Below are 24236 nucleotides of genomic sequence, written 5' to 3' on the forward strand. Positions count from 1 at the left end.
CATTCGTACCGGCGATCGGGGATACATCGATCACAGTGCCGGGTTGCACTGGTGGGACGCATGCCCCGTGTAACAGAATCGCCCACATAGAGGAGGCAGCGTGACGTTGCGCGTGGCGGTCATCGGGTCGGGCCCTGCCGGTATCTACACGGCCGAGGCCCTGGTCAAACAGGCGCAGGAGGACGTCCAGGTCGACGTCATCGAGCGGTTGCCCACTCCCTACGGGCTCGTCCGATACGGCGTCGCGCCCGACCACACGTCGATCAAGTCGATCGCCAACTACCTGCGCCGGGTGCTCGAACTCCCCGAGGTCCGCTTCCTCGGCGGCGTCACGCTCGGCGAGCATCTGTCGGTCGAGGACCTGCTGGCCAGCTATGACGCGGTCGTCTACGCCACGGGCGCGATGGTCGACAGGAAGCTCGGCATCCCGGGCGAGGACCTGCCGGGCAGCGTGGCCGCCACCGACTTCGTCAACTGGTACTGCGGCCACCCCGACGTCTCCGCCTCCATGTTCACCCTCGACAGCCCCGAGGTCGCGGTCATCGGTGTCGGGAACGTGGCCGTCGACGTGGTCCGCGTCCTGGCCAAGACCGCCGAGGAGCTCAGCTCCACGGACGTACCGCACGACGTGCTCGAACGACTCGGGGAAAGCCAGGTCAAGGCGATCCACATGATCGGCCGCCGGGGTCCCGAGCACGCCAAGTTCACGCTGAAGGAGCTGCGGGAGCTCGGCGAGCTGGCGAACGCCGACGTCTGCGTACGCGAGGACGAGGCCGTGGTGCTGGGCGGCGACTTCCCCCGGCAGATCCGCGGCAACATCGATGTCCTTCAGTCGTGGGCGGGCCGCGATCCCGTCGGCCGCCCGCGCCGCCTCGATGTGCGCTTCTGGCTGCGCCCGGTGGAGATCCTCGGCACCGACCGGGTGGAGGGGCTCAGGCTCGAGCGCACCCGGCTGTCCGAGGAGGGCCGCGTGGTCGGGACGGGCGAGTTCGAGACGATCCCGGTCGGCATGGTGCTGCGCTCGGTCGGATACCAGAGCGTCCCCCTTCCCGGGGTGCCGTTCGACGAGCGGTCGATGACCGTGCCCAACGAGGCCGGCCGGATCCGCGAGCGCGAGTACGTGGCGGGCTGGCTCAAGCGCGGTCCCACCGGCGTGATCGGCACCAACAAGTCGGACGCGGCGGAGACCGTCCGCACCCTGCTGTCCGACCTGGCCGGCCACGATCGGCTACGGTCGGCGCCCATCGACGCGCTGCTGCACGAAAGAGGCGTAAGGCCGGTGACGTACGACGAGTGGCTGGCCATCGAGGCGGCCGAAGGCGCTCTGGCCAAGTCGCTGGGCCGCGGCGAACGGGTCAAGCTCGCCGGCCTGGAGGCCATGCTGCGGGCCTGCCGGCCCTGACGGCATGCGTGTCACCGTGACGGACCAGTCTCTGCCAGGCTTCGCGGAGGCCCACCGGATCCAGCGGGCCCGCTATCCGGCCGCCGAGCCCGGTTGGCAGCCCGTGCACACCGTCTATGTCCCGGCCGACCGGGTGTCGCCGAGCACGGTCGCGGGGTGGGGCGCGCAGGCGCTCGACCTGGTCAAGGAGCATCTGAGCGGCCCGGCCGAACTGGCCGACGTGTTCGGGCTGCCTGACGCGCCGGCGCGGGACGTACACGAAAGGGTGCTGCGCAAGCTCGCCCGCGAGCCGGTCGAGGACCTGCGGATCGACTTCGAGGACGGCTACGGCGGGCGGCCCGGCGACGAGGACGGCCACGTCGAGCAGGCCGTCGTGGCCGTGGCCGTGATGCACGCGGCCGGAGCGCTGCCGCGCCGGTGGGGGCTGCGGGTCAAGTCGTTCGCCGACGGGGATCCCGGGCGGTCGGTGCGGACGCTCGACGGGTTCGTCACCGGGGTCGTCGAACGGGTGGGCGAGTTGCCGCCGGGGTTCGTGGTCACCTTTCCGAAGGTGCTGATGGAGTCGTATTTGGGCCAGTTCTGCGCCTTTCTGGAGCGGCTCGAACGGGAGCTGGACGTCCGGCTGAGGTTCGAGATCCAGGTCGAGGCGCCGCAGACCGTGCTGTTCCTGCGCGGCGAACTGGCCGAGTCGTTCGGGGGGCGGCTGGCGGCCGCGCACTTCGGGGTATTCGACTACACGGCCGCTCTCGGGCTGCCGCCGCACGAGCAGCGGCTCGACCATCCGGCCTGTGACCACGCCCGGCACGTGATGCAGACGGCGTTCGCGGGCACGGGGGTCGAGCTCTCCGACGGCTCGCTGGCCGCCTCTCCCGCCTCCGGGTCGGCCGCGGACGTGCACGCGCTGTGGCGGCGGCACGCCGAGCTCGTCCGGCACTCGCTGGGACACGGCTTCTACCAGGGCTGGGACATGCACCCCTCACACCTGGTGAGCCGGTTCGCCACGGTCTATGCCTTCCATCTGGCGCGCTACGACTCCTACCGGGATCGGGTGCGGTCCTGGGAGGAGCGGCGCGCGGCCGGGGGCGGCGTCATGGACGAGCCCGCGACGATCAAGACCCTGGTAGCCGCACTCCGCCGCGCCGACGCGGCGCTCGCCCTCCCGGACTGAAGCCGCTCGGACTCAGGCCGCTTGGTGGCCCTTGGGTCAGTCGCGGTCGACCAGGCTGCGCCACTGACGGACGCGCCGCTGGTCAACCGGCAGCGACCAGCTCTCCCGTACGGCCGAGCCCACGTGGAACGCCCGGATGCCATAGTCCAGCAGCGACGGCACATAGGCCGGTTTGAGCCCGCCGCCCGCCAGGATGATCGAGCCGTCGCCCGCGTCGGCCCGGCTCTTGAGCATCGGCAGCCCGTACCGCACGCCGGCGGGCGAGCCCGCCGTGAGCACCGTGGCCAGGTTGGGCAGCAGCCGCACCGCCCGCCACGACGCCTGTACGTCCGCCGCGTGGTCGACGGCCCGGTGGAAGGTCCACGGCAGCGGTGACACGGCGTGGATCAGCGCCTCGGTGGCCGCCAGGTCCACGACGCCCGCCTCGTCGAGGAAGCCGAACACGAACCCCGCGGCGCCCGCCTGGGCCAGCGCCTTGACGTCGAGACGGAGCCGGTCGAGCACCTCGGGGTCGGCGGTGAAGTTCGCGGCGCAGCGCAGCATCACCATCTGGGGCAGCGGGCACTCCGCGGCGATCGCGGCGACCGTCTCCGGAGCGGGGGTGAGCCCGTCGGCACCCATGTCGGCGACGACCTCCAGACGGTCGGCTCCGCCCTGCTCCGCGGCGACGGCGTCGCGCACGTTCAGCGCGATCACCTCAAGGAGGGATCCGGTCATGCTGGAGAGGTTATATGGTGCTGTGTCCCTTTGTGCCGGAAAGCGCCAGGTCACCTGGGCGGGAACGCGACTGCGGGCCGTGCCCCGCCGGGGAGCAGGGCACGGCCGTACCGGCCGGGGCCGGTCAGGGCGTCAGACGCCGATCAGCTCGGCGACGGTGAGGTCGCGGAAGGCCGTCGTGGCGGCCTCCTCCGCGGGCCGCTCGAACAGGGCGCCCGAGGAGCGGTGCGGCAGATCGACCGTCCGCACGTGCCGGAAGCCGCGGCGCCGGTAGTACTCCTGCAGCCGCGGGTTGTTCTTGGCGCAGTCGAGCCGGAGCTTGCTCAGCCCGGAGGCGTGCGCCGCGGAGCCCGCCCAGTCCAGCAGGGCGTCTCCGAGGCCGAAGCCCGCCCAGGGCCGGGCGACGGCGAGCTTGTGCACGTACATGGCGGCGCCCGGGTCGTCGGACCGGCGCCAGAACTCCGGGTCGGCGTGATCGTCGAGAGCGATCGTGGCGACGGGCGGGGCCTCGTCATCCAGTTCGAGGTACCGGAGCTCGTCGTCCACGAGGTAGAGCACCCGCTCGGCGATGAGAGGCTCGATCCGCTCGGGCCCGAAGCCGCCGCGCGGCCACTGCCGCACGCCCTGGGAGTACAGCCATTCGGCCGTGTCGGCGAGCAGGGTCAGAACGCCCGGGAGATCGGAGGCGTCGGCCCGGCGGAGAGCGAGCGGGTGGAGCAGGGTGTTGGAAAGCACGGTTCAGCCCTTCATTACATCGGGTGTCCATGCAGCCACAGAACGTAATGGTTGGAGCGCGCGCTGGGTCGCATGGGGGGTTTGAGGCGACATCTATCGATAAATCGCGCATGAAGGGAGTGCGCAGGACTCCCTCTGCCCAGCGAGGCGGGAGGCTCGTCTTAGGCGGCCGGTGGGATCACCCCCAACCGAGCTCGCTCAGCGGCGATCGAGCTCGTATCTGATCAAGTGCTTGTCGGCGGGGAGCACCGACACCGCGACACGCACTGGCATGTCGCCGTTGTCGTAACCAACGCGGACGTAGACCACGACCGGGGTGCCGAGCTCCAACTGGAGACGCTCGACCTCTTCCTGGTTGGGCATCCGCGCCCAGATGTCATCCACCACCCGCACCTGCTCGTGACCGAGCTCTTCCAGGACCCGGTTCGCCCCCCGCGGAATGTCGCCCGGCCGGGCGATCTCCGTGCTGGCCACCAGGTCACGTGGAAAATAGGAATCGTTGGTGTTGTACGGCTGCCCGTCGACGAACCGCAGACGCCGTCGTACGACGGCCAGTTCGCCTTCGGCCAGCTCGAGTCGGCTGGCGATCTCCTCGACCGGTGAGACGGTCAAGACCTCTATGTACTGGCTGGGGGCACGACCTTCCTGCGTCACGGCGAAGGCGAACGCCTCTCGCAGCTCGCCGGATGGTTGTGGCTCCAGCTCTCGCTGCGGGTAGATCAGCAGCGGCCGGCGGTCCCGGACGACCGTGCCACGCCGTGGGGTTCGCGTGACCAACCCTTCGTTGACCAGCTCCCCTAGGGCGAGTCGGACGGTGTTGCGGCTCACCCCATGGTCTTCCATGAGCTGCGCCTCGGTCGGCAGCTGCGCCCCGGGGCCGAGTACACCGGAGTAGATGGCTCTCCTCAGCTCTGAGGCCACCAGCTGGTACAGGACCGACCTTGCCACTTTCACCCCTTTTGTTCCAACAATTTAGACGATCTGGTTCTAACAGGCCACAACCCCTTGACCGATGGCCATTGACAGCCGCATCATCCAATCGTTGGTACAAATCCATCGAAAGGCCGGTGAGGGGGTGAGGGCCCGGTGTTACCGGTCCACGCGGGTACGCCATACCTGCCCTGGCAAGACCCTTGTGAAGCAACACGTTTACTGCGTTACGCGTTGCCTCGCCAGGGACTCAGCAACACCTACCAGAGCAACGGCAGTGGCATGTCCGTTTTATCCGTGTTGACCGAGGTAACTGTGTGGAGCAAAGACGGTTCCTTCATCTGGAATGAGGAGGGTGCCACCGTCTCACATCCCATCGATGACCCCCTCGGTGCGGCCCAACGCATCGCAGACCACTACCGACATCCGGAGTCCTCGCAAGAGGGTCGCTCCCCCATGAACTCCGTGTGCGAACACTCGACCTAGGACTCCATCCCTCGCCGGAGTCCTGGCGTCGCCGCACACGGGGCAGGAAGCGCGTCCTGGCGGGTCCCCCACGCCCGCCAGGGCGCGCGTTCCTCCTTTTTCTCATGATTTACGGCACTTCGCGCCTTTTACCACCATTTTTCGTGCCAAGTCATACCCGCGCCGTAGACCGTCCCCGGTCGAACCCCGCCCAAGGGACAGGCGTCCGGCGGGCGTGGCCGGCCGCAGGGATGAGGCGGCCGGACCGGGATTGGCCTTCAGGCCCATTGGTACCTATCGTTCCCGACTTGGTGCCGCCGCGAAGGATTTCACGGGGATGCGTGCCACTCAGTCGGCCGCCAATTGAGCAGTGCCAGGTCATCGCCCATGTCCTCGTACACGCCTTCGACCGCCTGACCGTACTCGGGCTCGCGCTCGCCGTCCCACCCGCCGTGGATCAGGCAGCCGGGCACGGCGGCGAGCCGAACCAGCACCACGACGTACGGCTCGCTCGCTCCGGGCATGAACGGCCGGCGGTTGACGATCCAGCTCTCCACCGTGCCGGCCGGCTCGACGGCCTCCCAGTGCCAGTCCTCGGTACGGCAGGCCGGGCAGAAGGCCCTGGGCGGGAAGCGGGCCGTGTGGCAGGTGTCGCAGCGCTGGACCGCGAACTCGTGGCCGCCCAGCCGGGCCCACCAGTCCCTGGAGTCGCGATCAGGCGTCGGCCGCACGCCCTGGGGCGGCCTGCCGTACCGGTCGGGCATGGATCAGCCCCTTTCTGAGGTCACGCATGGGTGGTCAGCCCCTTCTGAGCAGGAGAGCCGAAGTGGCGGGGAGGATGTAGCCGGGCTGGGCGGTGGACAGGGCCACTTCGGCGCCCGCGACCTGCCGGTCACCGGCGTCCCCGCGTAGCTGGGAGACGGCCTCCGCTATGTGGTTGACGCCGTGGACGTAGCCCTCCGACAGGAAGCCGCCGTGCGTGTTGACCGGGAGGGCTCCGTCGAGGGCCGTGGCGCCCGAGGCGACGTACGGGCCGCCCTCACCCTTGGCGCAGAAGCCGTAGTCCTCCAGCTGGACGATCACCGAGTAGGTGAAGCAGTCGTACAGCTGCGCCACGTCGATGTCGGCCGGGCCGATTCCGGCCTGGGCGTACAGGCGCGGGGACAGCGCGGCGGCGGCCGTGGTGGTGGGGTCGGCCCGGCCGCCGGACAGGTGCGAGTCGCCACCGCCCCAGGCCGCGCCGGAGATCAGCACCGGCGGGTGGCGCAGGGAGCGGGCACGCTCGGCGGTGGTGATGACCAGGGCGCAGGCGCCGTCGGTCTCCAGGCAGCAGTCGAGCAGGCGGAACGGCTCGGCGATCCACCTGCTGTCCAGGTAGTCGTCGAGAGTGATGGGCGTACGCATGAGGGCGCGGGGGTTCTTGACGGCGTTCGCCCGCTGGGTGACGGCCAGCTGCCCGAAATGCTCCGCCTTCGTACCATATTTCTGCATGTGGGCGCGGGCGTACATCGCGTACTGCTGGGGCGGCGCGAAATAGCCATAGGGCGCTTGATACTGCACCTCGGGACTCACCGGAAGGCCACGGCCGGTGCCGCCCATGCGGAACTCCGACCGGGCGTTGATCGCGCGGTAGCAGACGACGGTCTCCGCCACGCCGGCCGCCACGGCCAGCGCCGCCTGGGCCACGACCGCGTGCGAGACACTGCCGCCGCCGAACTGGTCGAGGTACCAGGTCGGGTCTGCCAGACCGAGCGCGGGGCCCACCAGGGACGGGGCCGCCGAGTCGCCCACGCGATGAGTCGCTATGCCCTCGACGTCGCCGGGGCCGAGGCCGGCGTCGTCGAGGGCGGCCAGGATGGCGCGACAGGCCAAGGTGAGTGTGCTGACCCCCGAGTCCTTGGTGAAGGGCGTGTACCCGACGCCCACCACAGCCGTACGGTCCCGGAACTCAAGCAAGCGCTTGGCCATCCTGAAACGCTAGATCGGACCGTCCACATATGTCAACCGGGGGGTACGCCCCGGCATTTCGCTTGACACCTTTTCCGTCGCACGCCTACCGTCCAAGCAAGCGCTTGGTAAGATACGATGCAGACGGCGAGGAGGAGGAGACCATGAGCACACACGCTGCCCGGCTGATCACGCCGGACGGCTGTGGCGGCCCCCCGGTGCCGTACCAGCGCAGGACTCTCAACGGAGCCTCGATGCCGAACGGCCAGTCCCACGCGAGCGGCAACGGCCAGCTCGACAGCCGGAGGTTCAGGTCGGTGCTGGGCAGGTTCGCCACCGGCGTGGTGGCGATCACCGCCCTCGACCCGGCCAGCAGCGAGCCATGCGGCCTGGCGGCCAACTCCTTCACCTCGGTGTCGCTGGACCCGCCGCTGGTGGCGTTCTGCGTGGCGCACACGAGCACGAGCTGGCCCAAGGTGCGCGGCGCCAAGGTCATCACCGTGAACGTGCTCGCCGAGCACCAGCAGCACGTCTGCGTCCAGCTCGCGAGCCGGGGCGGCGACAAGTTCGCCGGGCTGCGGTGGACCGGCTCGCCCGGCGGCAACCCGGTGCTCGAAGGGACCCTGGCCTGGATCGACTGCGCGGTCGAGGCCGAGCACATGGCGGGCGACCACGTGATCGTGGTGGCCCGCGTGCTCCAGCTCGACACGCACGCGGACGGTGGCCCGCTGCTGTTCTTCCGCGGCGGTTACGGCGGCTTCGTTGAGCCCCAGTGACGGAGCTCGCGTTGAGCCTGCGTGAGGAGGCGCGCGCCTGGCTGGCCGCGAACCTCACCGGAGACTTCGCGCACGCCCGCGGCCTGGGCGGCCCCGGGCGCGAGCACGAAGGTCACGAGGTCCGGCTGGCCTGGGAGCGCCATCTCGGCAAGGCGGGCTGGACCTGCCTGGGCTGGCCCGTCGAATACGGCGGACGCGACGCCTCGCTCGCCGACCAGGTCGCCTTCCACGAGGAGTACGCCCTCGCGGACGCCCCCGCCCGCGTGGGCCACATCGGCGAGGGACTGATCGGGCCGACGATCCTGGAGTTCGGCACCGAGGCGCAGAAGGCCCGTTTCCTGCCCCCGATCCAGCGGGGCGACGAGCTGTGGTGTCAGGGCTACTCCGAGCCGGAGGCGGGCTCCGATCTGGCCAACGTCCAGACAAAGGCGCACCTGGCGGGCGACGAATGGGTCATCACCGGGCAGAAGGTGTGGACGTCACTGGCCCACGTGTCCGACTGGTGCTTCGTGCTCTGCCGTACGGAAGCGGGCTCCCAGCGCCACCGTGGGCTGTCGTACCTGCTCGTGCCCATGGACCAGCCCGGCGTCGCGGTACGGCCGATCGTGCAGCTGACCGGGACGTCCGAGTTCAACGAGGTGTTCTTCGACGGGGCCAGGACCGCGGCCGAAAACGTGCTCGGCGCGCCCGGCGACGGGTGGCGCGTCGCGATGGCCACGCTCGGCTACGAGCGCGGCGTCTCCACGCTGGGGCAGCAGATCGGGTTCCGGCGGGAGCTGGCCCGGGTGATCGAGGTCGCCGAGCGAACGGGCGCGGCTTACGACCCGGTGCTGCGTGACCGGCTGGTGCGGTCGTGGCTGGAGCTGGAGATCATGCGGCTCAACGCGCTGCGGGCCGATCCGGGGCCGGTGGCGTCGATCGCCAAACTGTACTGGTCGGAGTGGCATCGCCGGCTGGGCGAGCTGGCCCAGGCCGTACAGCTCAAGTCCGGACTTGTCGCCCGCGACGGCGAGCTCAACGACCTCCAGCGGCTGTATCTCTTCAGCCGGGCGGACACGATCTATGCCGGTTCCAGCGAAATCCAGCGGAACATCATCGCCGAGCGCACCCTGGGACTCCCCCGCTGACGGACCTCTCTGATCGGAGCACTATGGCACCGCCGTACCCCAGAGCGCACGGGCTGCTCGACGGCAAGGTCACGCTGGTCACGGCCGCGGCGGGGGCCGGGATCGGCTACGCGACGGCCAAGCGCTGCGCCGAGGAGGGGGCCACGATCGTCGTCTCCGACCGGCACGAGCGCCGCCTGTCCGCCGCCGCCGACTCGCTGACCGAGCTCACCGGCGTCAAACCGCTGGCGGTGCCGTGCGACGTGACGTCGGAGGCCCAGGTGCTGGCACTGTTCGACGCGGTGGTGGAGGCGCACGGGCGGCTGGACGTGGTGGTCAACAACGCCGGGCTCGGTGGTACGGCGTCACTGGCCGAGATGACCGACGAGCAGTGGCACACCGTCATCGACGTCACCCTGAACGGCACCATGCGCTGCACCAGGGCCGCGCTGAAGCAGATGATCGCCCAGGGCTCCGGGGTGATCGTGAACAACGCCTCGGTGATCGGCTGGCGGGCGCAGCGGGGGCAGTCGCACTATGCGGCGGCCAAGGCCGGGGTGATGGCGCTGACCAGGTGCGTCGCCCTGGAGGCCGCCGAGCACGGCGTCCGGGTGAACGCGGTGGCGCCTTCGCTGGCCGTCCACCCGTTCCTGGCGAAGGTGACCAGCGAGGAGCTGCTGGCGGAGCTGGCGGCCGCCGAGGCGTTCGGGCGTTCGGCGGAGCCCTGGGAGGTGGCGAACGTGATCGTCTTCCTGGCCAGCGACTACTCCTCGTACATGACGGGCGAGGTCGTCTCCGTCTCCTCTCAACACCCGTGACTATATCCTGAGCAACAGGATATGGTGGGTGAGTGAATATAACGGAGCCCATGTTCCTGGCGCTCACCGCGCTGGTGGACGAGCCGCGGCACGGCTACGGCATCGTCCAGGAGGTCGATCGGCTGTCCGGGGGGCGGGTGCAGCTCAAGATCGGCTCCCTCTACGGCGTGCTGGACCGGCTGGCCGGGGAGGGGCTGGTGGCGCTCGACCGGGAGGAAGTGGCACAGGGGCGGCTACGCCGCTACTACCGGCTGACCGACTCGGGGGCGGGGGCCCTGGAGGAGGAAGCGGCCCGGCTGGCGGACAACGCCCGCGCGGCGACCACCCGCCTCCGGGACCGGAACGCCCGCCTGCTCCCCGGAACGGCCACCGCGCTCGCCGGAGGTGCCTGGTGAACGAGTTACTCGAACGGCGCTACCGCACCGTCCTGCGACTGCTCCCCCGCTCCTACCGGGCCGAGCGGGAGGAGGAGATGGTGACCGCGTTCATGGAGTTCTCCGGCGACGCGCCGGATGAGGAGAACCCCTACCCGCGCTGGGGCGAGATCGCCAGCGTGCTCGCCCTCTCGATGCGCGTACGGGTCGGCGGAGCGGGCGCGACACCCCGGTTCGTCGCCTGGGGCGCGGCTGTCAGGCTGGTGGCGACACTGGGGCTCGCCTTCCACGCGGCGGCCGGCATCTTCACCCTCGCCTCCCTCGCTTTCATGACGCCCGACTCGATGACGCGGCCACTCGGTGTACTCGCGGCGGCCCTCTGGGTGCCGGCGTTCGTCCTGCTGATGCGCGGTCACGTCCGGACGGCCAAGCCGGTGGCGCTCGCGGCCGGCGCGGCAGCCCTGGCCGAGCTCGCCGTCTGGCAGAACTTGGCCAGCCAGTTCGTGCCTCTGGACGCGGTGCCACCGGCACTGAACGTCGTGGTCCCGCTGGCGGCCCTGCTCATCGGCTTCCACGACGGCGTCGCGCCGGTGCGGCGAGCGTGGCGGCTGACGGTCCTACCGCTGGCCGCCGGGCTGCTGTTGCGGGCCGTCGTCCTTGCTCTGCTGACGCCGTTGGGGAAGGTGCCGCTGTTGTGGCCGTGGGTGGACCTGATGGGTCTGGCCACGGCGGTGCTCTTGGTGGCCGGGATCGTCTGCCTCGCGCGCGACCTGCCCGCGTACGTGCCGCTCGCCCTGGCGATCCTCGGGGCATTGCTGCTGCCGTCGCGACTGTCGGTGATGGACAACAGCTACCTGAGCTTAGGACCGGGAGCGCTGTGGGTGTCCAGCGTGAGCCAGTGCGTGGCGCTGGTCGTCATGGTGACGGTCCTCGCGGTGGCGGGCTTCCGCGGTTTGCCGTCCGTACGACAGGGGCGGGCTGTGGTCTAGGGTCAGGTCTCCTCCCAGTGGGGGGTGTGCGATTCGATGTCCTCCGGCAGGCCGATGCGTCCGTTCAGCAGAATGAGCGGGGTGATCTGAACGCTGGTGCTGAAGCGGATGTAGCCGACGAAGAACTCGATCCCGGCGGCCCGCGCGTTGACCGAGCGCGGGCCGAGCCACTCCAGCAGTGCCCGGACCTGGTAGAACTCGTCGGGGTGGAGTTCTTGGCGTACCGTCAGCGCCCAGCCCTCCGCCTCCTCCCGCTCGACCAGGTCCGCGACGAGCGCGCCGCCCACGCGCAGGGCGGGGCCGCGCCGCGCGAACACGGGCTCCGGATCGACGGTCTCCCACTCGCAGTCGGGGTCGTCGGGGTCACCGAGTGGATAGGTCTCCTGGTAGTCGCCGGTGCCGATCGGCAGCCGCTCAGGTCGCGGCCCTTGCCCCACATGCCACCGCAGCTCGGCGAGCTCGTCGTCGCCGAGGTCGGCGCGAAGGTCCATGGTCAGCACGAGCTCGTAGATGTCTCCCACCGGCCGCAGCCTATCGATCATCGGCCGGCCACCCTGACAGGGAAAGACCAGGGTAGGCGCGCGAGCTGGGACGACTTAAGGTCCGAGACATGGGCACACGCGCTTCCCACCTGCTAGATGTCCTCATGACGGAGTTCGGCGAGTCGATCAAGCGAGACCCTGCGGCATTCAGGCGGAAATTTCGGAAAATGGCGGCCTCCCCTTTTGCGTTCTACCGGGGCAGCGCCTGCCTGTTCTACGCGGACCTCACCGAAGGGTTCGCGGACTCCTCATACCTTGACGAACCGACCAGCCGGGTGTGGATCCACGGCGACCTGCACGCCGAGAACTTCGGCACCTACATGAACGCCTCGGGCGTGCTGGTCTTCAACGTCAACGACTTCGACGAGGCGTACGTGGGACCGTACGTCTGGGACCTCAAGCGGTTCGCCGCCAGCGTGGCGCTGATCGGGTACGCCAAGGCCCTGTCGGACGAGGCGATCAGCGGGCTCGTGAGCGACTTCGCCGGCGCGTACCTGGCCGAGCTGGGCGGCATCGCGCGCGGCGGGGACGACGCCATCGGGTCACTCACCCTCGACACCACCACCGGCGTGCTGCACCGGGTGCTCCAGACGGCCAGGCTGAGCACGCGCGTGGCGATGCTGGACGTCGAGACCTTGATCGACGACTACGACCGGCGGTTCGCGATCATGGACGGGCGCGAGCCCGTCGACGCGGCGACCCGTGACTCCGTGACGGCCGCCTTCGCGGACTACCTGACGACGCTGCCCACGCAGTCGAACCCGGTCGAGCACGTGATCAAGGACGTGGCGCTGCGCAAGGGCGTGGGGATCGGGTCGGCGGGGCTGCCGTCGTACAACCTGCTGCTGGAGGGGCGGTCGCAGGCGCTGGAGAACGACGTCATCCTCTACATGAAGCAGGCGCAGGTGCCGGCGGTGGCCCGGCACGTCCCTGACGAGAAGGTCGCCCGTTACTTCCGCCACCAGGGCCATCGGACCGCGGAGTCGCAGCGGGCGCTGCAGGCGTACGCCGATCCGTGGCTGGGCTACACGACGCTGAACGGCGTGGGGCAGTTGGTGGCGGAGGTCTCGCCCTACTCCGCCGACCTGGACTGGGACGACGTCAATGAGCCGGCGGAGCTGCGGTCGATCATGCGGGATCTGGGGCGGGCGGTGGCGCGCATGCACTCGGTGGCGGACGACGAGTCCAGCCACGACCTGGTGAACTTCTCGACGGAGGAGTCCATCATGGCCGTGGTCAACGGCGACAGGCCCGGATTTATCGGGATGTTGGTGGATTTTGCGCACCGTTATGGGGCACAGGCCCGGGAAGACCACCAACGGTTCGTCGACCTCTTCCGCAACGGCCGCCTTCCGGGGGTGTGACCGCCCCGGCCCGTTCGGGTGTGGCCACCTCGTTCTGGTGCGGGTGTGGCCACCTCGCCCTGGTGCGGGTGTGGGCGCCTCGCCCGGGCGGGTGTATCCGCCTCGCCCCGTGGGTGTGGCCGCCGACTCTCCCGGCACGGTCCTGAGCGCATGGCCCGGTCGTTCGGACGTGGTTCGAGCAGACGTGGGCTGAGACGTGGGCTGAGACGTGGGCAGGGACATGGAGGGAGCATCGTGAGGCGTCTGGTGGGGTTGCTGCTGGGGACGGAAGAGGACTGGCCGTCGGCGTTCGAGACGGTGCTGAGGCGGTTGGGGCCGGTCAAGGGGGTCGGCGAGTTCGACGTGGAGCGCATCACGATCGAGCCGTTCGACCTGCGCGACCGGCCCCGGCACGATCTGGTGATCGACCGGCTGGCGTACTGGTACTACCACCCACGCGAGTGGCTCAAGAAGGTCGCCATGATGGACGACGTCTATCTGCTGAACAGCCCGTTCACCTTCCAGTCGATGGAGAAACACGCCGCCTACTGCGCCATGATGCGCCTCGGGCTGAAGGTCCCGAAGACCGTGCTCGTGCCATACAAGAACCCGCCCGACAACACCAAATACGCCTACACGGCCTCCCGCTACAACCAGCCGTTCGACCTTGACGCGGTCGCGGAGGGGATCGGGTATCCGCTGTTCATGAAGCCGTACGACGGCGGCGCGTGGCGCGGGGTGTCGCTGGTACGGGACCCCGACGAGCTCCATCGGGCCTACGACCAGAGCGGCGAGATGCTCATGCATCTGCAGAAGGCGGTCGAGGGCTACGACGCGTTCGCCCGTTCGCTGTCGATCGGGGCGGAGACGATGGTGATGCGGTTCCGGCCCGAGGAGCCGATGCACGCCCGGTACGTCGTGGACCACGAGTTCCTTGCCCCGAGCGTGGGCGACGAGGTGGTCACGATCGGTCGGCTGGTGAACGCGTTTTTCCGGTGGGAGTTCAACTCCTGCGAAACCCTGGTCAAGGGTGCGGATGTGCACCCGATCGACTACGCCAACGCCTGCCCGGACGTGGCGCTGACGAGCCTGCACTACTACTTCCCCTGGGCGATCAAGGCGCTGGTCCGGTGGAGCGTGTTCTGCGTGGGCACCGGGCGGCGGCCGCGGCTCGATCTGGACACGCGGGAGTACTTCGCGGTGACCGGGTCGTACGAGGAGCGGCTGGCGGCCTATCGGCAGCTGGCCGACGCCTACTTCGAGACCGACCGTTACCAGGACTTCTGCGACAGTCGGCTGCGCCACCTCGACGAGATCGTCCTGGACTGGGTGGCCGGGCCGGACTTCGACCGGCTGCTGGTCGACACGGTGACGGCCACGTATCCCGCGCATGAGCGGGACCGCTTCGTGGAGCACTTCCGCGGCCTGCTGGGGATGTGGGTGAAGGACTCCGGCTGAGCGCCGCGCCTTCGGAGGCTGGCTTGCGATGCCAGCTGGCCCGCGCCTTCAGGGCGGACCAGCAAGGCCAGCCGGCTGGCTACCGACCAGTCGGTATGGCATGCTTCCGGAACATGACGCTGTTCTCGGTGGAAGGCAAGACCGTCGTCGTCACTGGCGGATCCCGTGGCATCGGACGCATGATCGCGACCGGGTTCGTCGAGGCCGGGGCGACCGTGTACATCTCCGCGCGCAAGGTCGCCGAAGTGGAGCAGACCGCCAAGGAGCTGGGCTGCGTGGCCGTGCCGGCCGATCTGTCCACACCCGAGGGGGTGGGCGCGCTGGTGGAAGCGGTGGACGGGCCGCTGGACGTGCTGGTGAACAACGCGGGCGCGGCGTGGGGCGCGCCGCTGGAGGACTATCCGGAGCACGCCTTCGACAAACTCTGGAACATCAACGTCAAAGGGGTCTTCTTCCTGACCCAGCGCTTCCTGCCGCAGCTGCGGGCGGCGGCCAGCGCGGAGGATCCGGCACGGGTGATCAACATCGGGTCCATCGACGGGATCCGGGTGCCGTCCGTGGAGAACTTCGCCTACTCCGCGTCGAAGTCCGGTGTGCACATGCTGACCCGGCACCTGGCCAGGCAGCTGGCGCCTGAGCACATCACCGTGAACGCCATCGCGCCGGGGCCGTTCGACTCGAAGATGATGGCGTTCGCCCTGGATGATCCGGCCATTCGGGAGAGCATCGCGGCGAGTGTGCCGATGGGCCGGATCGGCCACCCCGACGACATGGCCGGGGCGGCGATCTACCTGTCCTCACGTGCCGGGGCCTACCTCACGGGCACGGTCATTCCGGTCGACGGCGGCATCTCCTGCTAATCCCGATCCTGCCGGGCGCGAATCCTGCCGGGCGCGAATCCTGCCGGGCGGGCGGATCTCAGAGGCGCTCGCGGAGCGCAGTGGCGAGATTCGCCGCCGCGCGGGGCTCGTAGCGCAGGCACAGGTACGGCTCGGTGAGCTCGATCTCGATCACCACCGGGGTGCCGTCGGGGAGCCGGACCAGGTCGATCCTGGCGTACAGAAGGGCCTGGGGGATGGCGGCAAGCACCTTCTCAGCGAGTTCGACCTGGTCCGGGGCCGGTGTGCGCGGTTCGGCCCGAGCCTGGTCCGCGCCCGTCTTTCCCGGAGACAGCATGGGGGTGCGCCGGACGGCATGGCTGAACCGGCGATTGAAGTGCAGCAACCAGGTCTCGCCCTCCGACTCGACCACGTCGAGGTAGGGCTGGACCATGGGGAGTGCGACCGCTGCCACGATGGACCATCTTCTTCGCCTTCCCCCGAAGCGGGATTCCTCCGCCAGGGCCCCAGCCACGACAGACCGTCACATGGATCGAGACGGTCGCGAGACGGACCATCCGAGGAACCATGGTGGTCACCGCACTAGTTGGAAGTGGTGCTCACACCCACGCCACTACGGTGCGTGGCCGTGGCGGCGTTGCCATTGATGTTGTTGACGTTGGTGCTGGAGCCGGCGCCTCTGTTGCTGGCCTGGACGTTGCCGAAGGTGTTGCCCGACTGCGCGGACGCGGAGTTGGTGCTGGAGCTGCTGTTGCTGGTGTCGGTGTCGGCATGGGCCGGAGCGGCCAGCAGGGCCGTGCCCGCGGCGATGGCGACGATGGCCGTGATGCCAAGCTTCTTGATCATGTCGATGTCCTTCCAGGGGATTTCTCATGGCCTTCGGACCCCGCCGGACGGCGGCCCGGGGTGCGAGGAAGGGGGATCGGGGTCAGTAGAAGATGTAGGTCACCGTGGTGCTGCCGTTGGTAGCGGTGGCGGCTATGCCGTTGATGTTGTTGACGTTGGTCGACCGACCGGCACCCTCGTTGACCGCTGCGATGTCGGCGAGACTGTTTCCGGACTGGGAGGAGTAGGTGTTGCCGCTCCAGGCGTCGGTCCAGGTGTCAGCGTGAGCGGGTGTGGCCAGCAGGATGGCGCCGGCGGACGCTGCCACGACGGCACCGGTGACACACAGCTTCTCGATCACTTCAGCTCCTTCGCCGGTGGGCGTCTCGCATGAGACAGCACCGGCCCAAGAGCACACCGCCATCCCCGTTGACCTTCTTTGACCTTTGAGGATCAAAGCCAAAGCGATCATATAACCAAGCGTAGTGATCGTGTTACTCTTAGCGATCAGAACATTCTTCTAGGACCGCATCGCTGACAGGCGGTGTCAGTGGTCGGCTCATAGCATCCGCGCATGATTTACGAGTTGCGAAACTACACGCTGCATCCCGGCCAGCGGGACACACTGATCGAGTTATTCGAGCGTGAGTTCATCGAAGGGCAGGAGGCGGCCGGGATCGGGGTGGTCGGCCACTTCCGGGACCTGGACGAGCCAAATATGTACCCGTGGATGCGGAAATTTCCGGATATGGAGGCTCGGCGGGCGGCTCTCACGGCCTTCTACGGCGGCCCGATCTGGAAGGCCAACCGGGACGCGGCCAACGCGACGATGATCGACTCCGACAACGTACTGCTGCTGCGCCCAGTGCCCGTTCCCTCCGCCGACGTGCCGCACGGGTCCGCTCCCCGCCACTCCGACCTCTCGCGCGGGACTACTACTTCCGGTCTCCTGAGCGGGTCCACTCCCGGCCTCCCGCGCGGATCCACTCCCGACCTCCCGACCGGGTCCGCTCCCGACCTCCCGAGCGGATCCGCTCCCGACCTCTCCTCCGAGTCCGGTCCTGGCCCCACTCTCCAGTCCTCTTCCAGTTCCTCTTTCGATCCCTTTTCCGGTACGGCCCGGCCGCCTGTCGGCGCCACCGTTCTGCCCGAGTCGCTGTACGTCGCGATGATCTACCACGTCGACGACGGGTTCGCCGAGTTCTTCGCTCGGGAGGCCGTACCCGTGCTCAGGGAAGCCGGGGTGCCGCCGGTGGCGTGCTTCGAGACCGAGGCCGCCGAGAACACCTTTCCCGCCCTGCCCGTACGTACAGGCGAGCAGGTGTTCGTGTGGTTCGCCCGGTTCGATCGGCCTTCGGACGAGCGTGAGGTGGCGCTGCCCGGACTGGAGTCCCGGTTGACCTCTCCCCCGCAGCGTCTCCGCCTGGTTCCCACGGCTCGATCAGCGCTTCGCTGAGGCTCCGGGCCCCACGGGTTGGTCCGGGTGTTGGGTCAACGCGCGGACAATGGTGGGCATGGAGGTAGTGATAGTGTCCGGGCCGCCGGGGGCGGGGAAGTCGACCGTGGCCCGACTGCTGGCCGATGCCGTCACGCCTAGCGTGCATCTGCATACGGATGACTTCTGGGCGTTCATCCGGCGAGGGGCCATCGCGCCGTACCTGGCGGAATCTCGCCATCAGAACGAGACCGTCATGAGCGTGCTGGCGAACGCGGCGTTCGGGTACGCCGACGGCGGCTATCACGTGATGGTGGATGGCGTCGTCGGGCCGTGGTTCGTCGGCGCCTTCGCCAAGGTACGGCGCGCTCCGCTGCACTATGTGGTGCTCCGGCCCGACCGGGAGACGACCCTGGTCAGGGCGACGGGGCGAGGGCTTGACGCGCTCACGGATCCGGAGCCGGTGCTGCAGATGTACCAGCAGTTCGTCGACCTGGGTGAGCTGGAGCCGCACGCCTTCGACTCCAGCGGCCTGACCGCCGAGCAGACGGCCGCCGAGATCCGCACCCGACTGTCCGAGGGCGCCTACCTGCTCAAGACGCCGTAGCCGCTTCCAGAGCCCGCCTCGGACCATGGACGGGCCTCACGACGGAGGCGGGCCTGCGCCGTAGGCGGGCAGTGGGTCGGGGGCGTCTTTGAGGAGTTTCGCGACTGCGTCGCCCACCTCCCCGGGGGACCAGCGGGCGCCGCGGTCCGCGCATGGGCCGTGGGTCCAGCCCGTGGCCAGGGAGATCACGCCGCCCTCCACCTCGAACACCCGGCCCGTCACCGCCTCCGATGCCGCCGAGCCGAGCCAGACGACGAGCGGTGACACGTTCGCCGGGTGCATGGTGTCGAAGCCGGAATCGGGCGCGGCCATGGTCTCGGCGAAGACCTCCTCGGTCATGCGGGTGCGGGCGGCGGGGGCGATGGCGTTCACCGTCACGCCGTACCGGCCCAGTTCGGCGGCGGCCACCTGGGTCAGTGCGACGATCCCGGCCTTGGCGGCGGAGTAGTTGGACTGGCCGACGCTGCCGAGCAGGCCCGCGCCCGACGAGGTGTTGATCACGCGGGCGGCCGCGGGTGCGCCGGACTTGGCTCGTTCGCGCCAGTACGCGGCGGCGTGCCGCATCGTCAGGAAGTGGCCCTTGAGGTGGACTCGGATGACCTCGTCCCAGTCGTCTTCGCCCATGGAGACCAGCATGCGGTCGCGGACGAATCCGGCGTTGTTCACCAGCACGTCGAGCCCGTCGTACGCGGTGACGGCGGTCTTCACCAGCCGGGCCGCGCCGTTCCAGTCGGCCACGTCGTCGCTGCTGGCCACCGCCTGACCGCCGAGCGCGCGGATCTCCTCGGCCACGGCCAGCGCGGGCCCGCCGGAGCTGCCGTCGCCGCCGAGGCCGGTGCCCAGGTCGTTGACCACGACGCGGGCGCCCTGCCTGGCGAACTCCAGCGCGTGCTCCCTCCCGATGCCCCGCCCGGCTCCGGTCACGATCACGACGCGGCCGTCACAGATTCCCACACGGACCTCCCAGGAAGATCAGGCAGAGATATCAGGAAATGTCGCTTGAAGCCAGGTTTTGCCAGGCGGGAATCTCGCCGCCTCCGTGCACGTGTACCTGCGCCCCTGTCACATAACCGGGCGCGGCCAGCCACAGGCAGACCGAGGCCACGTCGGCGGGCGTCGCCATCCGCCCGGCCGGGATGGCGGTCCCCACGTCCTTACCGCCGTAGTGGTCGGCGGAGTCCTCCGTGGCGGCCAGTCCGACGACGACCGTGTTGACGCGTACGTCAGGAGCCCATTCGGCGGCCAGGCAGTTCGCCAGGTGATGCAGCCCCGCCTTGGCCGCGCCGTACGCCGAGGTGCCCGGCGAGGGCCGCACGCCACTGGAGCTGCCGATCATCACGACGGAGCCGCCCGAGGCGGCGAGCAGCGGGTAGGCGCGCTGCGCGACGAGCATCGGGGCGATCAGATTGAGCTCGACGACACGCGCGTGCAGGCGTGGAGAGGTGCCCTCCAGCGGTGCGTACGGCGAGCCGCCCGCGTTGTTGACCACCACGTCCAGGCGGTCGAGCCCGGAGAACAGCCGCTCGAGGTCGTCGGCGTCCCGCACATCGGCCCGCACGAACCGCACCCCTTCGACCGGCGCCGCATCCACGGCCGAAGGCCCCAGCGAGGGCGTGCCCACGGGCACAGGTGGCGGGTCGTGGCGGGCGCAGACGATCACTTCGGCGCCGGCCGTCGCGAAGGCGGTGGCGACGCCCGCGCCGATCCCCCGAGTCCCGCCGGTCACCAGGACGACCTTGCCCGTGTAGTCGTAAGTCACCGTCACGGGTGCTACCGTACCAAGCAAGCGTTAGGTGCAACCAGGGAGCGGGATGGGAATCACGCTGCGGGACGGCCCGATCGCCGAGGTCGTCGTCGACGTCCCACCGGTGAACGCGCTGCCGGCGCGAGCCTGGCACGAGCTGGCCGGCGCCGTGACGGCCGCCGGGCAGGACGAACAGACCAGGGTCGTCGTACTACGAGCCGAGGGCCGGGGCTTCAACGCCGGCGTGGACATCAAGGAGATGCAGGCCACCGAGGGCCACACCGCCCTGATAAACGCGAACAGGGGGTGCTTCGCGGCGTTCGCGGCCGTGTACGACTGCCCGGTGCCCGTGATCGTCGCCGTGCACGGCTTCTGCGTCGGCGGCGGCGTGGGCCTGGTGGGCAACGCGGACATCGTGCTGGCCAGCGAGGACGCCTACTTCGGCCTGCCCGAGGTGGACAGGGGCGCGCTCGGCGCCGCCACCCACCTGTCCCGGCTGGTGCCGCAGCACCTCATGCGCGCCATGGTCTACACGTGCCGGAACGTGACGGCGGCCGAGCTGCACGCGTTCGGCTCGGTGCTGGAGGTGGTGCCGCGGGACAAGCTGCGGGACGCGGCGCTGGAGGTGGCGGGCCAGATCGCGGACAAGGACCCGTACGTCATCCGCCGCGCCAAGGAGTCGCTCAACGGCATCGACCCGGTGGACGTGAAGCGCTCCTACCGCTTCGAGCAGGGCTTCACGTTCGAGCTGAACCTGATGGGCGCGGGCGACAGGCACCGGGACCGCTTCGTGGAGGGCTCGTGAGCAAGGTCATGTCTGTCGAGGAGGTCGCGGCCCAGGTCGAGAGCGGCATGACGGTCGGCATCGGCGGCTGGGGATCGCGCCGCAAGCCGATGGCGCTGGTCGCCGGCCTGCTGCGGTCGAACGTCCGGGATCTCACCCTCATCTCCTACGGCGGCCCGGACGTCGGCATGCTCTGCGCCGCCGGGAAGGTGCGCAGGGTGGTGGCCCCGTTCGTGACGCTGGACTCCATCCCGCTCGAACCGCACTTCAGGCGGGCCAGGCAGGGCGGCACGGTCGAGTTCACCGAGTATGACGAGGGCATGTTCATGTTCGGGTTGCTGGCGGCGGCGCACCGGCTGCCGTTCCTGCCCACGCGGGCCGGTCTCGGCTCCGACGTCATGCGGGTCAACCCCGATCTGCGCACCGTCCGCTCGCCGTACGAGGACGGGGAGGAGCTGGTCGCCGTGCCCGCGCTGACCATGGACGTCGCGCTGGTGCACCTCAACCGGGCGGACCGGCGCGGCAACGCGCAGTACCTGGGCCCCGATCCGTACTTCGACGACCTCTACGCCAAGGCGGCGGCCCGGTGCTTCGTGTCGTGCGAGCGACTGGTGGACACCGCCGACCTGCTGAAGGAGGGGCCGGTGCAGTCGCTGCTGATCAGCCGGTCGATGGTGAGCGGCGTGGTCGAGACGCCGGGTGGCGCGGGGTTCACCGCGTGCGAGCCCGACTACGGCCGCGACGAGCAGGAGCAGCGGCGCTACGTGGACACGCCATGGGAGGAGTTCCGTGAGCAGGGCTGATGTGTGCGTGGTCGCCTGCGCGGAGGCGTTCAGAGGCGATGGGGAGATCCTCGCGGCCGGGATCGGCGGGGCGATCACCGTGCTGGCGGCCCGGCTGGCCAGGCTGACGTTCGAGCCCGACCTGCTCACGCATGACGGTGTCTGCCTGCTGACGGGCGACGTGCCGGCGCTGGGTGAGCGGCCCGAGGTGGTGGAGGGCTGGCTGCCGTTCCGCGATCACCTGTGGCTGGTGCTGAACGGCCGGCGGCACGTGATGCTCGGCGCGAGCCAGATCGACCGCTTCGGCAACACGAACATCTCCTGCATCGGCGACTGGGCGCGGCCCAAGGCGCAGCTCCTCGGCGTACGCGGCGCGCCGGGCAACACGCGCTGCGGCCCGACGAGCTACTGGATCCCCCGGCACTCCCCCAAGGTGTTCGTGCCGCGAGTGGACGTGGTCAGCGGTCTCGGGACCGACAAGGGTGCCTTCGACCTGCGGCGGGTGGTGACGAACCTGGCCGTGCTCGACTTCCGCACGCCGGACGGGTCGATGCGGCTGGCCTCGGTGCATCCGGGGGTGAGTGTCGCGGAGGTGGTCGCGGCGACGGGGTTCGAGTTGACGGTCCCTGAGGACGTACCCGAGACCCGGGAGCCGACCGCCGAGGAGAGCAGGCTGCTGAAGGAGGTGCTCGACCCGCGCGGGTCCCGCGAGCGCGAGGTGGCCGCATGAGGAAAGCGTGCGACCGCCTGAAGGGGGCGGCGTGAAGACCGCGCTGACCGACCTCGTGGGGTGCCGGTATCCGATCGTGCAGACCGGGATGGGTTACGTCGCGGGCGCGCGGCTCGCCGCGGCCACCTCGGAGGCGGGCGGGCTCGGGATCATCGCGGCCGCCACGATGTCCGTCGGCGAGATGACCGAGGCGATCAACGGTGTGCGGGAGCGGACGGACGCCCCGTTCGGGGTGAACATCCGCTCCGACGCCGACGACGCGGCCGAACGGGTGGAGGTGATGATCCGGGAGGGCGTGCGCGTGGCGTCGTTCGCGCTGGCCCCGCGGCGGGAGCTGATCGAGCGGCTGAAGGGCGCGGGCGTGGTGACGATCCCGTCCGTGGGCGCGCGGCGGCACGCCGAGAAGGTGGCCGCCTGGGGCGTGGACGCGGTGATCGTGCAGGGCGGCGAGGGCGGCGGCCACACCGGGCCGGTCGCGACGACGCTGCTGCTCCCCCAGGTGGTGGACGCGGTGGACATCCCGGTGATCGCGGCGGGCGGCTTCTTCGACGGGCGCGGGCTGGTGGCGGCGCTGGCGTACGGGGCGTGCGGCATCGCGATGGGCACCCGGTTCCTGCTGACGAGCGACTCGTCGGTGCCGGACGAGGTGAAGAAGGTCTACCTGGCGGCGGCCGACACGCTGGTCACCACCCGGGTCGACGGCGTGCCGCATCGGGTGCTCAGGACGCCGTTCGTGGAGTCGCTGGAGCGCTCCCGGCTGCTCAGGGCCGTGGTCAACGGCGCCAGGTTCAAGCGGCTGTCGGGGCTGACGTGGGCCCAGATGATCCGCGAGGGGCGCCGGATGCGGCACGGCCGCGAGCTGACCTGGGCGCAGGTGCTGCAGGCGGCCAACACGCCGGTGCTGCTGCGGGCCGCGATGGTCGAGGGGCGGGCCGACCTGGGGGTGATGGCCTCCGGGCAGGTGGTCGGGGTGCTCGACGACCTGCCGTCCTGCCGGGAGCTGATCGAGCGAGTCATGTCCGAGGCGGAGACAGTGATGGAGCGGTTCAGAGCACCGTGATGCCGCGGGCGGCCAGGATGGCCGCCGCCTGGGCGGGGTTGATCGTCGCCCCCTGGAAGGCCCGCAGCTTGGTGTCGTCGGGCTCGCCCAGGTCGGCGCCGCGCAGGTCGGCCTTGGTGAAAACGGTCTTGAGCAGCTTGGTGCCGCGCAACCGGCAGTCGCTGAACGTCGCCTCGGTGAAGTCGCAGCCCGACAGGTCGGCGTCGTCGAAGCGGACGCCCTCGATGAGCTCCCCGCGCAGCGAGCAGCCGCCGAGGTTGGCCATGGTCAGGTTGGACCGGGAGACCTTGAAGCCGGTGCCGCGCGCCGCGGTGAGCGACGCGCCGATCATGCGGCACCCGGTGAAGGTCACGTCCGTCACCAGCGCCCCGCCGAACTGGGCGGAGGACAGGTCGACGTCGGTGAACGTCACGTCGATGAGCTCGGCGTCGTTGAACCTGATCCGCATCCCGCCGCCGCCCGTGAACACCGCGCCGTCGAGGTCGGCCCGCCGGAAGTCGGTCTGTTCGAGCACACACGACTCGAAGCGGGCGCCGGCCAGCGGGGCCCGCCGGAGGTCGGCCTCGGTCAGGTCGCAGTCGCGGAAGACGTGGGTCTCGTCCGGCGCGAGCCGGTCGGTGAGCGTGGTCTGGGAGAGGTCCTCGCCGTCGAAGTTCACGG

The 24236-nt window shown here is 69.9% G+C and carries 28 protein-coding genes; 16 read left to right on the plus strand and 12 right to left on the minus strand.

Annotated features, from left to right (window positions below; genetic code table 11):
* Positions 1–100: 100 nt before the first annotated feature.
* Positions 101–1402, plus strand: coding sequence for an FAD-dependent oxidoreductase (locus AB0B64_RS04315; RefSeq protein WP_358174535.1), 1302 nt, complete (start codon positions 101–103; stop codon positions 1400–1402).
* A gap of 16 nt (positions 1403–1418) precedes the next feature.
* Positions 1419–2570: an aldolase gene (locus tag AB0B64_RS04320; protein WP_358174538.1), complete on the plus strand. Its 1152-nt coding sequence runs from the start codon at positions 1419–1421 to the stop codon at positions 2568–2570.
* A 36-nt stretch (positions 2571–2606) separates the two neighbouring features.
* On the opposite strand, the gene AB0B64_RS04325 is transcribed toward AB0B64_RS04320, so the two are convergent.
* The 5 genes from AB0B64_RS04325 to AB0B64_RS04345 form a co-directional block, all read right to left on the minus strand.
* Complete coding sequence (locus tag AB0B64_RS04325; RefSeq protein ID WP_357946725.1) at positions 2607–3287, minus strand: copper homeostasis protein CutC; 681 nt, start codon at positions 3285–3287, stop codon at positions 2607–2609.
* Between the two features lie 132 nt (positions 3288–3419).
* Entirely contained in the window at positions 3420–4022 is a 603-nt protein-coding gene (locus tag AB0B64_RS04330; protein WP_357946722.1) for a GNAT family N-acetyltransferase, read from the minus strand.
* A 198-nt stretch (positions 4023–4220) separates the two neighbouring features.
* Entirely contained in the window at positions 4221–4970 is a 750-nt protein-coding gene (locus AB0B64_RS04335) for a GntR family transcriptional regulator (protein WP_225299366.1), read from the minus strand.
* Between the two features lie 776 nt (positions 4971–5746).
* On the minus strand, positions 5747–6181 hold the full coding sequence (locus tag AB0B64_RS04340; RefSeq protein ID WP_358174541.1) for an OB-fold domain-containing protein: 435 nt from the start codon (positions 6179–6181) through the stop codon (positions 5747–5749).
* A gap of 34 nt (positions 6182–6215) precedes the next feature.
* The gene (locus AB0B64_RS04345; RefSeq protein WP_358174544.1) at positions 6216–7385 is read right to left on the minus strand and encodes an acetyl-CoA acetyltransferase; all 1170 of its coding nucleotides are present in this window, start codon (positions 7383–7385) and stop codon (positions 6216–6218) included.
* A 233-nt stretch (positions 7386–7618) separates the two neighbouring features.
* On the opposite strand from AB0B64_RS04345, the gene AB0B64_RS04350 reads away from it, so the two are divergent.
* The 5 genes from AB0B64_RS04350 to AB0B64_RS04370 are packed head-to-tail and all read left to right on the plus strand — an operon-like array spanning position 7619 to position 11427.
* On the plus strand, positions 7619–8140 hold the full coding sequence (locus AB0B64_RS04350) for a flavin reductase family protein (protein WP_358174792.1): 522 nt from the start codon (positions 7619–7621) through the stop codon (positions 8138–8140).
* An 11-nt stretch (positions 8141–8151) separates the two neighbouring features.
* Positions 8152–9267: an acyl-CoA dehydrogenase family protein gene (locus AB0B64_RS04355; protein ID WP_358174547.1), complete on the plus strand. Its 1116-nt coding sequence runs from the start codon at positions 8152–8154 to the stop codon at positions 9265–9267.
* Positions 9268–9290: 23 nt separating this feature from the next.
* Positions 9291–10064, plus strand: coding sequence for an SDR family oxidoreductase (locus tag AB0B64_RS04360; RefSeq protein WP_225299357.1), 774 nt, complete (start codon positions 9291–9293; stop codon positions 10062–10064).
* Between the two features lie 32 nt (positions 10065–10096).
* Positions 10097–10459 (plus strand): PadR family transcriptional regulator, encoded by a 363-nt coding sequence (locus tag AB0B64_RS04365; protein ID WP_357946711.1) that lies wholly within the window; start codon positions 10097–10099, stop codon positions 10457–10459.
* On the plus strand, positions 10456–11427 hold the full coding sequence (locus AB0B64_RS04370) for a hypothetical protein (RefSeq protein ID WP_358174550.1): 972 nt from the start codon (positions 10456–10458) through the stop codon (positions 11425–11427). Before AB0B64_RS04365 ends, AB0B64_RS04370 begins: the two co-directional genes overlap by 4 nt.
* Before the next feature lie 2 nt (positions 11428–11429).
* Here the strand turns inward: AB0B64_RS04370 and AB0B64_RS04375 are convergent, their stop codons facing one another.
* Entirely contained in the window at positions 11430–11969 is a 540-nt protein-coding gene (locus AB0B64_RS04375; RefSeq protein WP_358174553.1) for a hypothetical protein, read from the minus strand.
* Positions 11970–12037: 68 nt separating this feature from the next.
* On the opposite strand from AB0B64_RS04375, the gene AB0B64_RS04380 reads away from it, so the two are divergent.
* The 3 genes from AB0B64_RS04380 to AB0B64_RS04390 all read left to right on the plus strand — a co-directional run bounded on the left by AB0B64_RS04380 (position 12038) and on the right by AB0B64_RS04390 (position 15630).
* Complete coding sequence (locus AB0B64_RS04380; RefSeq protein ID WP_357946702.1) at positions 12038–13333, plus strand: DUF2252 domain-containing protein; 1296 nt, start codon at positions 12038–12040, stop codon at positions 13331–13333.
* A gap of 234 nt (positions 13334–13567) precedes the next feature.
* Positions 13568–14770: a hypothetical protein gene (locus tag AB0B64_RS04385; protein ID WP_357946699.1), complete on the plus strand. Its 1203-nt coding sequence runs from the start codon at positions 13568–13570 to the stop codon at positions 14768–14770.
* 113 nt (positions 14771–14883) lie between these two features.
* Positions 14884–15630 (plus strand): SDR family oxidoreductase, encoded by a 747-nt coding sequence (locus AB0B64_RS04390; protein WP_357946696.1) that lies wholly within the window; start codon positions 14884–14886, stop codon positions 15628–15630.
* 58 nt (positions 15631–15688) lie between these two features.
* On the opposite strand, the gene AB0B64_RS04395 is transcribed toward AB0B64_RS04390, so the two are convergent.
* The 3 genes from AB0B64_RS04395 to AB0B64_RS04405 all read right to left on the minus strand — a co-directional run bounded on the left by AB0B64_RS04395 (position 15689) and on the right by AB0B64_RS04405 (position 16795).
* Positions 15689–16063, minus strand: coding sequence for a hypothetical protein (locus AB0B64_RS04395; RefSeq protein ID WP_358174556.1), 375 nt, complete (start codon positions 16061–16063; stop codon positions 15689–15691).
* Between the two features lie 128 nt (positions 16064–16191).
* The gene (locus AB0B64_RS04400; RefSeq protein ID WP_358174558.1) at positions 16192–16455 is read right to left on the minus strand and encodes a hypothetical protein; all 264 of its coding nucleotides are present in this window, start codon (positions 16453–16455) and stop codon (positions 16192–16194) included.
* Between the two features lie 82 nt (positions 16456–16537).
* Positions 16538–16795 (minus strand): hypothetical protein, encoded by a 258-nt coding sequence (locus AB0B64_RS04405; RefSeq protein ID WP_357946688.1) that lies wholly within the window; start codon positions 16793–16795, stop codon positions 16538–16540.
* A gap of 213 nt (positions 16796–17008) precedes the next feature.
* On the opposite strand from AB0B64_RS04405, the gene AB0B64_RS04410 reads away from it, so the two are divergent.
* Together AB0B64_RS04410 and AB0B64_RS04415 are read left to right on the plus strand one after the other, a co-directional pair.
* Positions 17009–17890, plus strand: coding sequence for an NIPSNAP family protein (locus tag AB0B64_RS04410; RefSeq protein ID WP_358174561.1), 882 nt, complete (start codon positions 17009–17011; stop codon positions 17888–17890).
* Between the two features lie 58 nt (positions 17891–17948).
* Positions 17949–18476: an AAA family ATPase gene (locus AB0B64_RS04415; protein ID WP_357946684.1), complete on the plus strand. Its 528-nt coding sequence runs from the start codon at positions 17949–17951 to the stop codon at positions 18474–18476.
* A 36-nt stretch (positions 18477–18512) separates the two neighbouring features.
* Here the strand turns inward: AB0B64_RS04415 and AB0B64_RS04420 are convergent, their stop codons facing one another.
* Entirely contained in the window at positions 18513–19430 is a 918-nt protein-coding gene (locus tag AB0B64_RS04420) for an SDR family oxidoreductase (RefSeq protein ID WP_358174564.1), read from the minus strand.
* A gap of 31 nt (positions 19431–19461) precedes the next feature.
* A complete protein-coding gene (locus AB0B64_RS04425; protein WP_358174567.1) occupies positions 19462–20241 on the minus strand; it encodes an SDR family oxidoreductase in 780 nt (259 codons plus the stop codon).
* A gap of 46 nt (positions 20242–20287) precedes the next feature.
* Here AB0B64_RS04425 and AB0B64_RS04430 point away from each other — a divergent pair, with 46 nt between their 5' ends.
* Genes AB0B64_RS04430 through AB0B64_RS04445 form a run of 4 tightly spaced genes read left to right on the plus strand, consistent with a single transcriptional unit; the run spans position 20288 to position 23576 of the window.
* A complete protein-coding gene (locus AB0B64_RS04430; RefSeq protein ID WP_358174570.1) occupies positions 20288–21025 on the plus strand; it encodes an enoyl-CoA hydratase family protein in 738 nt (245 codons plus the stop codon).
* Positions 21026–21033: 8 nt separating this feature from the next.
* Positions 21034–21807, plus strand: coding sequence for a CoA-transferase (locus AB0B64_RS04435; RefSeq protein WP_358174795.1), 774 nt, complete (start codon positions 21034–21036; stop codon positions 21805–21807).
* A complete protein-coding gene (locus AB0B64_RS04440; RefSeq protein ID WP_357946674.1) occupies positions 21794–22516 on the plus strand; it encodes a CoA-transferase in 723 nt (240 codons plus the stop codon). Before AB0B64_RS04435 ends, AB0B64_RS04440 begins: the two co-directional genes overlap by 14 nt.
* 7 nt (positions 22517–22523) lie before the next feature.
* The gene (locus AB0B64_RS04445) at positions 22524–23576 is read left to right on the plus strand and encodes a nitronate monooxygenase (protein WP_358174573.1); all 1053 of its coding nucleotides are present in this window, start codon (positions 22524–22526) and stop codon (positions 23574–23576) included.
* Here AB0B64_RS04445 and AB0B64_RS04450 read toward each other — a convergent pair.
* Positions 23563–24234 carry a pentapeptide repeat-containing protein gene (locus AB0B64_RS04450; protein WP_358174576.1) on the minus strand — a complete coding sequence of 224 codons (672 nt, stop codon included), beginning with the start codon at positions 24232–24234 and terminating at the stop codon, positions 23563–23565. The genes AB0B64_RS04445 and AB0B64_RS04450 overlap by 14 nt on opposite strands.
* Between the last annotated feature and the right edge of the window lie 2 nt (positions 24235–24236).

Source organism: Nonomuraea sp. NPDC049129, assembly GCF_040648495.1.
Classification (GTDB): domain Bacteria; phylum Actinomycetota; class Actinomycetes; order Streptosporangiales; family Streptosporangiaceae; genus Nonomuraea.